The following is a 13,566-nucleotide window of genomic DNA, read 5'->3' on the forward strand; positions in this document are numbered from 1 at the left end:
GGCGATCCTTATTATTAGTGTTGGTCTCGCATGCTATATCGGCAAAACCTCGCCACAATGCAGCCTTTGCCGCTCCGCTGAGTGAAATTTATCCGGCCGACCGCGAGGTTTTTGCGCCAGGTCAAACCCGGTATTTGAGTTGATGGAAAAGCGGTCAGTCGACTGGATTTTGGTGAAAAGCGTTTGACGCTGCCGGGCCGCTTTGGTTTAATGCGCCCCGTTGCCCGAATAGCTCAGTCGGTAGAGCAGGGGATTGAAAATCCCCGTGTCCCTGGTTCGATTCCGGGTTCGGGCACCATCTTTAAAGAACCCGCCTCTGGCGGGTTTTTGCGTTCTGGAGCGAACCCGTTATCGAAGGTTCGATACACTCGCCACCTCCTGTGGCTCGCCCTGCGGGTCGCGCTGACGCGCGATGCAAAAATGCTCCCGGCATTTTAGTCCGGGTTCGGGCACCATCTTTAAAGAACCCGCCTCTGGCGGGTTTTTGCTTTTTAAGGCCACTCTATTCGCCAGACTCCCCGAACATTCCGAATTTCACCTCTCCCTGGTAAATTCCGGCTCTGATCCCTGGGCAATACAAACAGATTTCACGGCGAAACCAATTTGCCGGTTCGCCTCTGTGCTGTGATGCCAGACCCGCACCGCCTGATATCCTGTCCAGCCTGCAATTGACCGGGGCTAATCGTGTTTTATAAGCCACTCTTTACAGAATCCACCTGACAGGCACAATAGCCCTTTTTCCAGCTCCGTCTCGGTTATGTCAGAAGAAGCACTGCGTCTGCAGATACAGAACCTGAAAAAGCACAATGCGCGTCTGAAGCGTATAGCGCATGACGCCCGCACAAAACTCAACGCGGCGCTGGATGGCACCGGACTATTCCTGTGGCAGCTCGATATTCCCAGCGGCAAACTGGTGATCTTCAACCGGCGCTGGGGCGCGATGCTCGGCTTCCAGCCGAAAGAGACCGATGCCAATTTCGAGTCCTGGAAAGAGAGTCTGCATCCCGATGATGCCGACGAAGTTTTGCAGGCGTTCAACGATCACATCGCCGGCAAAGCACCTTACTATGAAGCGCTTCACCGCATGATCGCCAAAAATGGCAGTATCACGTGGGTGCTGGATCGGGGCCGGGTCAGCGAATGGAATGCGCACGGAGAGCCGGTCAAAGTGATCGGCACTCACATCGACATGACCAAAGAGAAGCAATATGAAGAGCAGCTCGCCTTGCTGGCGCTGCACGATCCTCTTACGCTGCTCAACAATCGCCATGCCCTGCAGACCTATTTCTGTGAACTGAAAGCGCAGGGGCCGCTCTGCGTGGTCTTTATCGACCTGGATAACTTCAAACACGTCAACGACACCCTGGGGCATCGCAGCGGTGACGAAGTGCTGATCCAGTTAAGCCATCGGTTTACTGAACTTGCTCCGACAGAGGTCATGATTGGTCGGCTTGGCGGCGATGAGTTCGTTCTGTTATTGCCGTTCGCGATTGATCATCCGCAGGTCAGAAAGCTGGCACACGCCTGCCTTGATGCCGTGATTACCCCTTTTGATATGGCCAACGGCCATGCGCTCATAGGCGCTTCAGTGGGTGTGTCTCAGGCACAGGCAAAAGATGACTTCGATACCGCCCTGGCGCGGGCTGATGAAGCGATGTACCGCATCAAGAAAAACGGCAAGCGCGGCGTTGCCTTTGATCCTGCTTTCACCGATCCACTCTGACCCTGTTTCATCCGGCATCTGTTTTGTCTGTTACTGCCGCTAAATCTCCTCTCATGCCTTTGCCCTGGCTCACCCACGACGTTTTGTACTCTGTCTTGCGCCTGCGTGTGCAATCCCTGCGTATCCCCGCAGAAACTCCTTTTTAGTACTATTCCGAAAATCTGATTTTCACAGCCAGAATAGGTAAATCCTGCCGCTTCGGTTAGTCGCTAATATGTACCAGTAGTCCTGAGTCTCTTCCGAATTAAAATTTTATTTAAATCAGCATAATTGATCGTTTAATGATCAATTTCGGCAGTTTTCAGCTGGTGCGAACAGCCTTTTGCGCTTCGCTTATTTATAATGTTATGAAAGGTAGGCGAAATTCTATTTATCGCTTCGCTTAGGTAATTTGATCGTTTATTGATCATCTTAACCACCTGATATTGATGGAATTATCTTAATACCGCTTCGGTTACTATTTTTTCAATTGGACATTTTTCGTAAATGATCGATTAATAGGGCGCGGCGATTTTCGTTAAAAAAGGTTTTACACGTCGCCGCTCTTTTAGGAATTGAAAAGAGCGATAGTTGAAATGCGTTATCAATCTGGATGAGGGTGGTACTGCCAATAAAACAGATCTATAGCGTGTTTTTTATTTGTCTTGCTTGATCGGATCGGTTTTCTGTCTACATTTATGTTGCTGAATCGGCCTGAGGAAGCATTAACTGTGAAAATTCTGATTTTAAATTCAAAGAGGAACACAGAATGACTCAATATCGCGGTGGGGCCGGGAACTTTGCGGCTGATAAGGAGCGTGCTGCAGAAGCAGGACGCAAGGGCGGTCAGAAAAGCGGCGGGAATTTTAAGAACGATCCCGAACGTGCCATTGAAGCGGGTCGCAAGGGAGGTAAGGTAAGCCGCCGTAGCTAAACGCGTTTAGTGCTGCTGTGATGGCAGTTTTAAAGCGTTTGCCGGGCTATACAGATTCTCATTCATTTGCCTGCAAGATAATTACCCACTAAATTATATCGCTGCTTTATTACTGGCAGGGAGATACACCGTTAATTAAACCGGAAGGGTTTTCCTTTCCGGTTTTTTTTATTTCCAGGCGATTAAACTTATACGATTTAATAAAACCTTGTACAACTAAGTTTTGACTGGTTCTTTTTTTATGCAGTTAATCTGAAAAAATTTATACAGCTTTTTATTACTTTGTACAAATTATGGTGCAGATAGCGAAGCCGCAAACATAAAAACATTCTCCTGCTAAATGTCTGCTGTAAAAGGAAAATGCATTTTACATGCCACTTTTGTCTTAAATTCATACTGAAGCGGCGTGCGATATTAGGAATCTCCACTAGACTTTTCAGGTGTCAACGATATGACTGGCGTTGCGTTATTTCCGACGCAGCTTTTTAATCAATGAGGCTATCTTATGACAGTGAAAACGTTAAACGACCTGTTCATCCATGACTTATCCGATGTATACAGCGCTGAGAAACAGATAACCCGTGCATTGCCTAAAATGGCGCGTGCAGCCAGTGACGAAAATCTTATCGCTGCGTTTAATCAGCATCTGGAAGAGACCCGTGCTCAGATTGAACGACTCGACGAGCTGGTGGAAGTGACACCTGAAGTCAAAATTAAAAGAATGAAATGTCATGCGCTTGAAGGTCTGGTTGAAGAAGCGCAGGAAATTATCGACTCGGTCGAAAAAGGCGAGATCCGCGATCAGGGGCTGATCGGTGCGGCGCAGAAAGTGGAGCACTATGAGATTGCGACCTACGGCACTCTCCATGCGCTGGCGCTGAAGCTGGGTTACACCAAAGCCGCGCAGCTGCTGGAAGAAACCCTGAATGAAGAGAAGCAAACGGATGAGAAGCTCACCCAGGTAGCCGAGGCTATTACTGTCTCTTAAGGAGTAACACATGACCGCGATTGAACATTATCATGACTGGCTGCGCGATGCGCATGCGATGGAAAAGCAGGCTGAAAGCATGCTGAGTAAGATGGCAGGCCGTCTTGATCACTATCCGGCGCTGGAACAGCGTCTGGCGCAACATCTGGAAGAGACTAAACATCAGCTGACGCTGCTGGAGCAGCTGCTTGACAGCCACGGTATCGATCACTCTGTGATGAAAGATGCGATGGGTAAAATGGCCGCCACCGGGCAGGCTGTGGGCGGTATGTTCAACTCAGATGAAGTCGTGAAGGGCGCCATCAGTGGCTACATATTCGAGAATGCGGAAATCGCCAGCTACACCAGCCTGATTGCCGCGGCTGAGCAGGTCGGCGATACGCTGGGCGTACGCGTGCTCAATGAGATCCGCGATCAGGAAGTGGCGATGGCGGAGTGGCTGCTGCAGAACCTGCCTGACGTCACCCAGCAGTTCCTGCAACGTGCCTCACAGCCGGGTACTGAAGCGAAGAAATAACGCTTAAACGCGTGCATGAAAAAAGCCGGGAAATTCCCGGCTTTTTTGCGTTAATGCTTTTCAGGCTGTGATTTTCAGTCAGCCATTAAATGCCCATACATCGTCATCAACTTGCGGGTAACGCCGTTAGTCCAGCCGAAGCCATCCTGTAACGGATATTCACCGCCGCCACCGGGACGCGCACGATCGCCACTGATGTCATACTTCTCAACCAGCTTGTGGTGCAGCTGATAGAAGTTACTGACCGTATTAAGCCAGTTCACCGCCACTTCCGTCGCCAGCGTCTCTTCACCGTAGTTATTCAGGCCAACAATCGCCATCCACTGCATCGGTGCCCAGCCATTCGGTCTATCCCACTGCTCGCCGCTTTCCACCATTGAGGTCAGCAGACCGCCGTTGCTCAGCAGCAGATGACGCAGAGAGATGGCCTGCAGATGCGCCTGATGCGGCGTCGCCAGGCCGACAAACAGCGGAACCACCGAAGCCACGGTAAAGGCACCAAAACGTTCCCGACGCCAGTCGTAGTCGCGGAACACACCGGCAGTGCTGTCCCACAGATAACGGGTAATGGCACGTTTACGCGCTTCCGCTTTTTTCTGCCATGCCAGCGCCGTCAGCTCTTCGCCTTTGGCGTGGGACAGAGTCGCGATCATCAGCTCCAGCTTGTACAGGAACGAGTTCAGATCGATAGGGATAAACTGCGTGGTACGGATACTCGACAGCCGTTTCGGGTTACGCAGCCAGCGCGAAGAGTAATCCCAGCCTGACTCCGCACCTGCGCGCAGGTCACGATAGACTTCACTGGCCGGACGTTTAGATTCGCGGGCAGTTTCAACATCCTCTATCCACGATTCATCACGCGGCGTATCGCGGTCATCCCAGTAGCGGTTCAGCAGTGAGCCGTTTGGCATGCGCACCACGTGACGATAAGCCTGGTTTGGCATCAGAGAACCGGCGCCATCCATCCAGAACTGATACTCCTTCATCAACTGTTCCTGATAGCGCTTCGCACCGCGCACGCCATCCTCTTCGAACAGCTCCACCATCAGCGCAAACACCGGCGGCTGAGAGCGGCTGAGATAGTAAGTACGGTTGCCGTTTGGCACATGGCCGTAGTTATCAATCAGCCAGGCAAAGTTATCCGCCATGTGACGCAGCAGGTCATCACGACCCGATTCTGCCAGGCCGAGCATGGTGAAGTAGGAATCCCAATAGTAGGTTTCGCCAAAGCGTCCGCCTGGTACGACATAGGGTTTCGGTAACGGCAGCAGCGATGAGTGCGGCATATGCTGCTGCGGCATTTTGGTCAGAACCGGCCACAGGTCATCAATATGCTCATTGAGCGTTTTATCCGGGTTGGAGACATAAAAGCTTTCGTTTACGCCAGGCAGATAAAAGTGATCGGCGACAAAACGCGACAGGTCGAAATCACTGCTGCGTTTCTGTCGACGATAGCGCATCAGCACATCCAGCGGATCGTACTTAGGCGAACAGTCGGGGAAGGTTTTGCTGTCCTCGAAGATCCGCGACATCTGGACATGTTCAAACAGTTCCAGATAACGATCGGCAGGCGTCAGCGCATCCGGGGCCGGTAAGCCTTCAATCAGCTCCGGCTCCGGTTCAGAATCCTGCATGCGATCCAGTTTCAGTTCATGGGGATCGTATTGATACTCAACTTCCGCCCCTGCACGAACTTCTTCAGGTGCATTTTGTTGCTGGCGATGGGTATTAATAACGGCCTCCTGAGCGGTCGTGGTTGCACAAAGGACAAATTATAGACCTCTCATCCCGCGGAACAACAATGCAGAATATCTATGAACGTAATAAAAATTGTCGATTAATCGAGCTTTTCTAATAAATTCCAGCCAATTCAACCAAATATAGCGGAGTTCACAAAAAATACATTTCGGATGAATCTCTTAGCGACATGAATAAAAAAATTTAAGCTGAAGAAAACTGGCATTTATTCACATTTTGTAAAAGAAACCGCAGCCGTAAAGGGTGCAGAAGATGGCATACGCAACGGAAATCAGGGCAGGAGAGGGAGGTGAGCGGGCCGGGTTGCCCGCTCAGAGAGATCTGGATTAATGGTTCGCCAGTGCTGCGCGGATCACCGCCTGCCAGCTTGTGGTCGGGCGACCGATCAGTTTGCTCAGCTGACGCGAATCGTCAAACAAACCGCCTTTTTCTGCACCGGCATCAGAATCTGCCAGCATCTCTGCCAGACCCTCTGGCAGACCTGCACCTTTCAGCGCGGCGGCAAAGTCAGCCTGAGACAGATTAACGTAATCGACCTTCTCACCACTCTGTGCGGCAATTTCCGCAGCAAACTGCGCCAGCGTGTAGCTGTCGTCGCCGGACAGTTCATACACTTTCCCCGCCTGGTCCTCACGGGTCATCACTTCAGCCGCCGCTTCAGCATAATCCTGACGGGCAGCAGAGGCGATGCGGCCTTCACCCGCCGCGCCGATAAATGCATGATGCGCCAGCGCCGGTGGAATGCTGGCGGCGTAGTTCTCGGTGTACCAGCCGTTACGCAGCAGCGCGAACGGAATGCCAGAGGCTTTCAGCAACGCTTCTGTCGCGCGGTGTTCAACGCCTAAACCCAGTGGCGAGGTATCTGCATGCAGCAGGCTGGTATAGGCGATAAAGCCCACGCCTGCCGCCTGCGCAGCTTCAATGACGGCTTTATGCTGCGCTTCGCGCTGGCCGACTTCACTGCCGGAGATCAGCAGCAGTTTATCGACGCCTGCAAAAGCGGCCCTGAGCGTCTCTGGCTGACCATAGTCGGCCTGGCGGACAATGACGCCCAGCGCTGCAAGATCGGCCGCTTTGGCTGGCGTACGCACAGCGGCGACGATTTCTCCCGCCGGCACTTTTTTCAGTAATGCATCGATAACGAATTGGCCCAGCTGGCCGGTGGCACCTGTAACTGCAATCATGGGATAACTCCTGTGGCTGTTGGTGAAATCCAGACTAGGGTATAAACTAATTTTTAGTAAGTACTTACAGAATTGTTAGTTTGAGGTGTGCAGGTTAAATGTCTGAAAAGCTGAGTGAAAAATTTAGTCGTGGCGAACTGCTTAACGTTAACTGCCCGTCGCGGGACGTGCTGAAACGCGTGACCAGTCGCTGGAGCGTATTGATCCTGCTGGCTCTGCAGGACCAGACGCTGCGCTTCAGTGCGTTACGCCGGGCGGTTGGTGGCGTCAGCGAACGAATGCTGGCGCAGAATCTGCGCTACCTTGAGGAAGATGGCTTTGTGCAGCGCATCGCCTACGATGTGGTGCCGCCGCACGTGGAATATCGCCTGACCCCGCTCGGGCGCGAAGTCGGTGAGCAGGTGGTGGGGCTGGCGGACTGGCTTGAGCTGAACCTGAGCCGGATTCTGGCACAGCGTGAAAAATCCGCAGCAGAGTAAATTACCCCCTTCTAAGCCGTCAGACTGTGACGGCATCGCTATCCTTTCCGCAAAATATCTGTTCACGCTTATCGTGGATCTGGCTCTCCTGAACCGCAATAACGTAACGGCAGAGAAAATAATTTCGGCGCAATTTTCGCACTGTTGCTGCTTATTAAATCATTTTATCAGGGGCCGGACTGGAATAATTGACTGCATAAGGAGTGCCGTTAATTGAGGTCTGCTTTTTGACTCATTTCTTTAACATTTTCACTGGCGCTTAACTGTGCCATTTCCACTTTATTTCATCAAAAATAATGGCGTGATTGGCAGGGATAAAACAAAAAAGAAAACAAAGCGGCAGAGGTAAGTGTTTACGTTTTTAACCTGTTAGAAATCAAGTCGATTTAGATTTTTTACTCTCATTTTTTGCCTTGTTATCTTTAAGGTTTATCGAAAAATAGCGTCTGAAAACAGGCCGTTGAACACTTTTTTAAGACAGGCGACGCTTTAGCTTATGCGATTTTTAAAGTAAGAATTACCGTAACATTAACGACACATAAACACCCTCTGATTAACCTTTAAGCCTTATTTTTAAATAAATATTTCCCGCCAAAAACAATGATCAAAATCAACAAAGACTGTTATAGTTTTCATTAACCCCACTGTTTCTGTTTCCTCGTCGCAAATAGCTCTAAATTTGCGGCGGGAATTTCAATAAGCGCAGAGAAGTCAGCGCATCAGGCTTAAGTTGTTAATTATAAGTAAATACATGGTGTTCTATGTGGCAAAGAGGTAAGCAATGTTCGGATTAGATGCCTTTCATCTGGCCAGGATTCAGTTCGCATTTACTGTGTCCTTCCATATTATCTTTCCCGCCATCACCATCGGTCTCGCCAGCTTCCTGGCCGTACTCGAAGGTATGTGGCTTAAAACCCGCGATCAAACCTATCGCGATCTCTACCATTTCTGGTCGAAAATCTTTGCCGTAAACTTCGGTATGGGTGTGGTATCAGGGCTGGTCATGGCTTATCAGTTCGGGACTAACTGGAGTGGCTTCTCGGCGTTTGCGGGCAGTATCACCGGTCCGTTGCTGACCTATGAAGTGCTGACGGCGTTCTTCCTGGAAGCGGGCTTCCTGGGCGTGATGCTGTTCGGCTGGAATCGCGTGGGGCCAGGTCTGCACTACTTTGCCACCTGCATGGTCGCCCTGGGTACGCTGATTTCGACCTTCTGGATCCTGGCCTCTAACAGCTGGATGCAGACGCCTCAGGGCTTCATCATCGAGAACGGCATTGTGGTTCCCCAGGACTGGTTCAAGATTGTCTTTAACCCCTCTTTCCCTTACCGCCTGTTCCATATGTCGGTAGCAGCCTTCCTGGCAAGTGCCTTCTTTGTCGGTTCGTCGGCGGCCTGGCATCTGCTGAAGGGCAATAACAATCCGGCTATCCGCAAGATGTTTTCCATGGCGCTGTGGATGGCATTAATCGTTGCACCGATTCAGGCGATGATTGGTGATGCGCACGGTCTGAATACCCTGGAGCATCAGCCTGCCAAAATCGCGGCGATCGAAGGACACTGGGAAAACCCGCCGGGTGAAGCCACGCCGCTGATTCTGTTTGGTATTCCGGATATGGAGCAGGAGCGCACCAAATATGCGCTGGAAGTGCCTTACCTCGGCAGCCTGATTCTGACGCACAGTCTGGACAAACAGGTTCCGGCGCTGAAGTCGTTCCCGAAAGAGGACCGGCCTAATTCCACCGTGATCTTCTGGTCGTTCCGCGTGATGGTCGCGCTGGGCCTGCTGATGATTACGCTGGGCGTGGTCAGCCTGTGGCTGCGTTTCAAAGGGCGTCTCTACGAGTCGCGTCCGTTCCTGTGGTTTGCGCTGCTGATGGGGCCATCGGGTCTGATTGCGATTCTGGCGGGCTGGTTTACTACTGAAATCGGTCGTCAGCCGTGGGTGGTGTATGGCGTGCAGCGCACCATTGATGCGGTCTCGGCACATGGCGATATGCACATGAGCATCAGTCTGCTGGCCTTTATTCTGGTCTACAGCTCAGTGTTTGGTGTGGGGTATCACTACATGATGCGTCTGATTAAGCAGGGACCGGTTGTCGGCGAAGGTCATATCACCGAAGAGGGTGGACCGGGTCAGAAGAAAACGCCAGCGCGTCCGCTTTCCGCTGCCACCTTTAAGGATGGAGACCACTAAGATGATCGATTTTTCCGTTATCTGGTTTGTGATTATCGTCTTCGCAACCCTGATGTATATCGTGATGGATGGTTTCGACCTGGGTATTGGTCTGCTGTTCCCGTTCAATAAAGATGCCGGTGAGCGCGACATGATGGTGAACACCGTTGCGCCGGTCTGGGATGGTAATGAAACCTGGCTGGTTCTGGGTGGCGCAGGCCTGTTTGGTGCGTTCCCGCTGGCTTACGCGGTGATTACCGATGCGCTGTCGATTCCGCTGACCGCGATGCTGATTGGCCTGATTTTCCGTGGTGTTGCCTTTGAGTTCCGCTTCAAGGCGGTTGAAGGCCACCGGGCATTCTGGGACAAATCGTTTATTGCCGGTTCCGTTATCGCTACCTTCAGTCAGGGTGTTGCGGTCGGTGCGTTCCTGGATGGCATTCCGGTTGAGGGACGCCGTTTCGCCGGTTCCGCACTGGACTGGCTGGCACCGTTCCCGCTGTTCTGCGGCGTGGGTCTGGTTGTGGCGTATGCGTTGCTGGGTTGTACCTGGCTCATCATGAAGACCGAGAACGAGCTGCACCGCAAAATGTCTGCGCTGGCGACGCCGCTGGTGATCGCGCTGTTAGTGATTATCGGCATCGTCAGTCTGTGGACACCGTTTGCGCATGCGGATATCGCGCATCGCTGGTTCAGCAAGCCCAATCTGTTCCTGTTCCTGCCGGTTCCGGTGCTGGTGTTGCTCTGTTCGTGGGGCATTGTGCGCGCCATTAAGCGTGAGGCGCACTATTCACCGTTCCTGCTGACGCTCGCGCTGGTCTTCCTCGGCTTCTCCGGTCTGGGTATCAGTGTATGGCCAAACATTATTCCGCCATCCGTGACTATCTGGGATGCCGCGTCGCCGCCGCAGAGCCAGGCCTTTATGCTGGTGGGTAGCCTGCTGATTATCCCGATGATCCTGGGTTACACCTTCTGGAGCTACTACGTGTTCCGTGGAAAAATCAAAGCAGATGAAGGATATCATTGATATGAAAAGCCTCAGCAGCATGAAAGACCACAATCACCAGGAAGAGACGAAAGCGCCGTGGTGGAAGCGTGTGATGTGGCTGGTATTGATTTATGCCGCCAGCGTGCTGGCACTGGGCGTCGTCGCCTCGCTGTTTCGCATGATGATGACTGCAGCGGGTATGCGTAGTCATTAATTGTCGCAGGCTTGTTCTCACCGCTATGTCGCGCTGATTTTATCAATAAGCAGAAGGCTGACGTTAGTCAGCCTTTTTTAGTTAGTAACCTAAGCAATTAATGCGGAATCGCCTCGAACAGGCGCGTGCGCCTTACCCTTTCCTTACACCGATTCGCGATTTTTGTTATCCTTTTGTAACGAAAATCCCAGTCCTAACCCGCGTCGTAAATCGCCATCATGCTCAGTCAGGCTATTAAAAAACAGCACATTAACGATCTGGTCGAGTGGATAGAAGCCAATCTCACCGACGATCTCAATATCGATCAAATCACCCTGAAATCGGGTTATTCGAAATGGCACATGCAGCGCATGTTCAAGGAGATGACCGGACAGACGCTGGCGGCCTATACTCGTAAGCGGCGTCTGACGATGGCGGCCATGGCGCTGCGTCTGACGCGTATGACGCTGATCGATATCGCCGTGCGTTTTGGTTTTGATAACCAGCAAAACTTTACCCGGGTATTCAAAGGCCACTTTGCGCTGACGCCCGGCGCGTTTCGTCGTATTCCCCATTTGCCAGTCAAAAACTTCCACGGACGCATTCTGGTGCGGTCGCTGGCAGAGCGCGCAACGCTGGTGGAACGCTATGAAGCGCTGCATCTGCGCGGAGAGACGCAGGAGTGGGAGTGTAGGTTCGGTGATTACATTGCCGACCACGATCACCGGGTCGCTGATCAGGCGCGACAACTGGTTACGCTGGCGGGCAGACACGTGACGCAGGGCTGGTTAGGCTTTCAGTATGGTCCCGGGCACAGTTCGGCTGACCAGCAGAATATCAGCCTGTTTCAGGCGCTGGAGCCGCAATATGCCGGCCTGCTGGGTGACCACACCGACAACTGGAGTGAAGTGCCGGGCCTCTATGCGTCGATTCGCTGGAGCGGCAAGCCAGAGCAGCTGACGCGCTTTATCGAAGATATCTATTACCAGCATCTGCCCGCGCTGGGGGTCTCCCGTCGTCCGGGCAAAGATCTGCTGCGTCTCGACTTTGCACAGTGTAAGTCCGACTGGCTGAGCGGCGTTTTTTCTATTCCGGTGATGCAGGCGTAGCCAGCAGGGCAGGGCGCGCAGCTACGTGCCCTCACAATGCATAATTCGTGCGGTAAACTGTGACAAACCGCACGATTCTATAAACTAACTCGCCATTCTGGCGTAAAATCCTCCACCGAAACCCCGTCATACCTGAATCATCGTGCATCTGTGATGGGGCTGGAACATTCATCTGCATTTCAGGCCTTTTCCGGCCAAAACGACAAACGAAGACAACTATGCGACGCTTAATGATTTCACTGATTCTGGCATTGCCTGTTATGGCAATGGCGCAGCAGGCTGAGCCTTTCTCACCGCCCGCCGGACTTCATCCGCACTCTCAGACTTCTCAGCATGAAATTCTGGGTGACGGTGAGCTGCCGGAACACACCAGCAGTAACGCTTCCCTCTCCGGATTCAACGACACGCTGTAAGTGCTGATGCGCTGCCAGACCCGGCGGCGCACTATGACCGGCTCGTCAGGAGCCGGCCAGCCTTAACCTGATCTGCCTGCCTCAACAACCCGCTAATACCTCTCTCTGAACATTTTCAGGGCCGCCTCACGCCTGCCATACCCACATCTGTAACTCTATAAAATATATCTTAAGCCGCCTGATCGCATTTTTCGTTCTTGTGCTCAAGATATATCATAGCTAATCTCCCGGCTTGAGATGAGAATGATTGTTATTCCATTACAGTTTTATGACAGTGAGCATGCCCCTGAATCACGGGCATCGATCCCGATTGAGGAGAGATATTTTGACTGCATCAGCTAATCAGCGCTTACCCCAGCGCGTCCGTAATGAACTGCGTTTCCGCCATATCCAGGTCGTCAGTAAAACCAACGTTGCCGGTAAATTCTGGCGCATCAGTTTCAGCGGCAGCGATCTGGCGGGCTTCACATCGCCAGGCTTTGATGACCACATCAAGGTATTTTTCCCTTCTTCGGAAGGTGAAACACTGGCTCTGCCGCAGATAACCGACGCGGGAATTGTCTGGCCTGAAGGTCTGCGTCCGCAGGCACGTGACTACACGCCGCTGGCGTTCGATGGTGTCTCTTCACTGACCCTCGATTTCTATATTCATCAGCAGGGCGTAGCGAGTGACTGGGCAACGCAGGCGCAGGCAGGCGATAAACTGATTATCGGTGGGCCACGCGGTTCGCTGGTGGTGCCGACCGATTATGCGTTCCAGCTTTATGTCTGTGATGAAACCGGGTTGCCAGCCTTTGCACGCCGTCAGCGTGACGCAAGGGCGCAGTCGCTGCATCTCTATGCCTTTACCGATGAAGCGACGGGCTGCGACTATTTATCGGATACGACTGGCGTAACGACAAACTGGCTGGGCAGTGGTCAGATGCAGAAAGCGCAACTCAGCCAGCTGATTGCCCGGCTGGATCAGCTCGCACTTCCGGCGGAAGATTACTTTATCTGGCTGACCGGCGAAGGTGAGTTTGTCAAAGCGCTGTCTGACTACTTCCAGGTGCAGCGCGGCCTCAGCAGTGATTTTGTTCGCGCGGTAGCCTACTGGCATCAGAAGTAAGCGCCTTTGGCAATTGAGTT

13 protein-coding genes and 1 tRNA gene are annotated in these 13,566 nt (G+C 52.3%); 12 read left to right on the forward strand and 2 right to left on the reverse strand.

Annotated elements, in window-relative coordinates:
- The first annotated feature begins 222 nt into the window (after positions 1 to 222).
- The 5 genes from ACN1CO_RS18105 to ACN1CO_RS18125 all read left to right on the forward strand — a co-directional run bounded on the left by ACN1CO_RS18105 (position 223) and on the right by ACN1CO_RS18125 (position 4,141).
- Positions 223 to 298, forward strand: a tRNA-Phe gene (locus ACN1CO_RS18105).
- Between the two features lie 459 nt (positions 299 to 757).
- Positions 758 to 1,723: a diguanylate cyclase domain-containing protein gene (locus ACN1CO_RS18110; protein ID WP_419140144.1), complete on the forward strand. Its 966-nt coding sequence runs from the start codon at positions 758 to 760 to the stop codon at positions 1,721 to 1,723.
- A gap of 748 nt (positions 1,724 to 2,471) precedes the next feature.
- Positions 2,472 to 2,636, forward strand: a complete 165-nt coding sequence (locus ACN1CO_RS18115) for a general stress protein (protein WP_004571242.1) — start codon at positions 2,472 to 2,474, stop codon at positions 2,634 to 2,636.
- Between the two features lie 505 nt (positions 2,637 to 3,141).
- Entirely contained in the window at positions 3,142 to 3,624 is a 483-nt protein-coding gene (locus ACN1CO_RS18120; protein ID WP_419140145.1) for a ferritin-like domain-containing protein, read from the forward strand.
- A 10-nt stretch (positions 3,625 to 3,634) separates the two neighbouring features.
- Positions 3,635 to 4,141, forward strand: coding sequence for a ferritin-like domain-containing protein (locus ACN1CO_RS18125; RefSeq protein ID WP_419140146.1), 507 nt, complete (start codon positions 3,635 to 3,637; stop codon positions 4,139 to 4,141).
- A 74-nt stretch (positions 4,142 to 4,215) separates the two neighbouring features.
- On the opposite strand, the gene treF is transcribed toward ACN1CO_RS18125, so the two are convergent.
- Positions 4,216 to 5,874 (reverse strand): alpha,alpha-trehalase TreF, encoded by a 1,659-nt coding sequence (gene treF, locus ACN1CO_RS18130; protein WP_419140289.1) that lies wholly within the window; start codon positions 5,872 to 5,874, stop codon positions 4,216 to 4,218.
- A gap of 351 nt (positions 5,875 to 6,225) precedes the next feature.
- Positions 6,226 to 7,083 carry an SDR family oxidoreductase gene (locus ACN1CO_RS18135; protein WP_419140147.1) on the reverse strand — a complete coding sequence of 286 codons (858 nt, stop codon included), beginning with the start codon at positions 7,081 to 7,083 and terminating at the stop codon, positions 6,226 to 6,228.
- Positions 7,084 to 7,181: 98 nt separating this feature from the next.
- Here ACN1CO_RS18135 and ACN1CO_RS18140 point away from each other — a divergent pair, with 98 nt between their 5' ends.
- The 7 genes from ACN1CO_RS18140 (at position 7,182) to ACN1CO_RS18170 (ending at position 13,546) form a co-directional block, all read left to right on the forward strand.
- The gene (locus ACN1CO_RS18140) at positions 7,182 to 7,562 is read left to right on the forward strand and encodes a winged helix-turn-helix transcriptional regulator (protein WP_419140148.1); all 381 of its coding nucleotides are present in this window, start codon (positions 7,182 to 7,184) and stop codon (positions 7,560 to 7,562) included.
- Between the two features lie 781 nt (positions 7,563 to 8,343).
- Entirely contained in the window at positions 8,344 to 9,756 is a 1,413-nt protein-coding gene (locus tag ACN1CO_RS18145; RefSeq protein WP_419140149.1) for a cytochrome ubiquinol oxidase subunit I, read from the forward strand.
- Between the two features lies 1 nt (position 9,757).
- Positions 9,758 to 10,762, forward strand: a complete 1,005-nt coding sequence (cydB, locus tag ACN1CO_RS18150; protein WP_283547113.1) for a cytochrome d ubiquinol oxidase subunit II — start codon at positions 9,758 to 9,760, stop codon at positions 10,760 to 10,762.
- Between the two features lies 1 nt (position 10,763).
- Positions 10,764 to 10,937: a DUF2474 domain-containing protein gene (locus tag ACN1CO_RS18155; RefSeq protein ID WP_419140150.1), complete on the forward strand. Its 174-nt coding sequence runs from the start codon at positions 10,764 to 10,766 to the stop codon at positions 10,935 to 10,937.
- Positions 10,938 to 11,155: 218 nt separating this feature from the next.
- Positions 11,156 to 12,025 (forward strand): helix-turn-helix domain-containing protein, encoded by an 870-nt coding sequence (locus ACN1CO_RS18160; protein ID WP_419140151.1) that lies wholly within the window; start codon positions 11,156 to 11,158, stop codon positions 12,023 to 12,025.
- Between the two features lie 218 nt (positions 12,026 to 12,243).
- Positions 12,244 to 12,438 carry a hypothetical protein gene (locus ACN1CO_RS18165; RefSeq protein ID WP_419140152.1) on the forward strand — a complete coding sequence of 65 codons (195 nt, stop codon included), beginning with the start codon at positions 12,244 to 12,246 and terminating at the stop codon, positions 12,436 to 12,438.
- Between the two features lie 325 nt (positions 12,439 to 12,763).
- Complete coding sequence (locus ACN1CO_RS18170; RefSeq protein WP_419140153.1) at positions 12,764 to 13,546, forward strand: siderophore-interacting protein; 783 nt, start codon at positions 12,764 to 12,766, stop codon at positions 13,544 to 13,546.
- The last annotated feature ends 20 nt before the right edge of the window (positions 13,547 to 13,566 follow it).

Source organism: Pantoea sp. R13S299, assembly GCF_048515925.1.
Classification (GTDB): Bacteria; Pseudomonadota; Gammaproteobacteria; order Enterobacterales; family Enterobacteriaceae; genus Pantoea.

What these genes read in the sequence shown, in the direction of transcription:
- ACN1CO_RS18110 (WP_419140144.1), top strand. Translation starts at nt 758, where the DNA reads ATGTCAGAAGAAGCACTGCGTCTGCAGATACAGAACCTGAAAAAGCAC.
- ACN1CO_RS18115 (WP_004571242.1), top strand. Translation starts at nt 2,472, where the DNA reads ATGACTCAATATCGCGGTGGGGCCGGGAACTTTGCGGCTGATAAGGAG.
- ACN1CO_RS18120 (WP_419140145.1), top strand. Translation starts at nt 3,142, where the DNA reads ATGACAGTGAAAACGTTAAACGACCTGTTCATCCATGACTTATCCGAT.
- ACN1CO_RS18125 (WP_419140146.1), top strand. Translation starts at nt 3,635, where the DNA reads ATGACCGCGATTGAACATTATCATGACTGGCTGCGCGATGCGCATGCG.
- ACN1CO_RS18135 (WP_419140147.1), bottom strand. Translation starts at nt 7,083, where the DNA reads ATGATTGCAGTTACAGGTGCCACCGGCCAGCTGGGCCAATTCGTTATC.
- ACN1CO_RS18140 (WP_419140148.1), top strand. Translation starts at nt 7,182, where the DNA reads ATGTCTGAAAAGCTGAGTGAAAAATTTAGTCGTGGCGAACTGCTTAAC.
- ACN1CO_RS18145 (WP_419140149.1), top strand. Translation starts at nt 8,344, where the DNA reads ATGTTCGGATTAGATGCCTTTCATCTGGCCAGGATTCAGTTCGCATTT.
- cydB (WP_283547113.1), top strand. Translation starts at nt 9,758, where the DNA reads ATGATCGATTTTTCCGTTATCTGGTTTGTGATTATCGTCTTCGCAACC.
- ACN1CO_RS18155 (WP_419140150.1), top strand. Translation starts at nt 10,764, where the DNA reads ATGAAAAGCCTCAGCAGCATGAAAGACCACAATCACCAGGAAGAGACG.
- ACN1CO_RS18160 (WP_419140151.1), top strand. Translation starts at nt 11,156, where the DNA reads ATGCTCAGTCAGGCTATTAAAAAACAGCACATTAACGATCTGGTCGAG.
- ACN1CO_RS18165 (WP_419140152.1), top strand. Translation starts at nt 12,244, where the DNA reads ATGCGACGCTTAATGATTTCACTGATTCTGGCATTGCCTGTTATGGCA.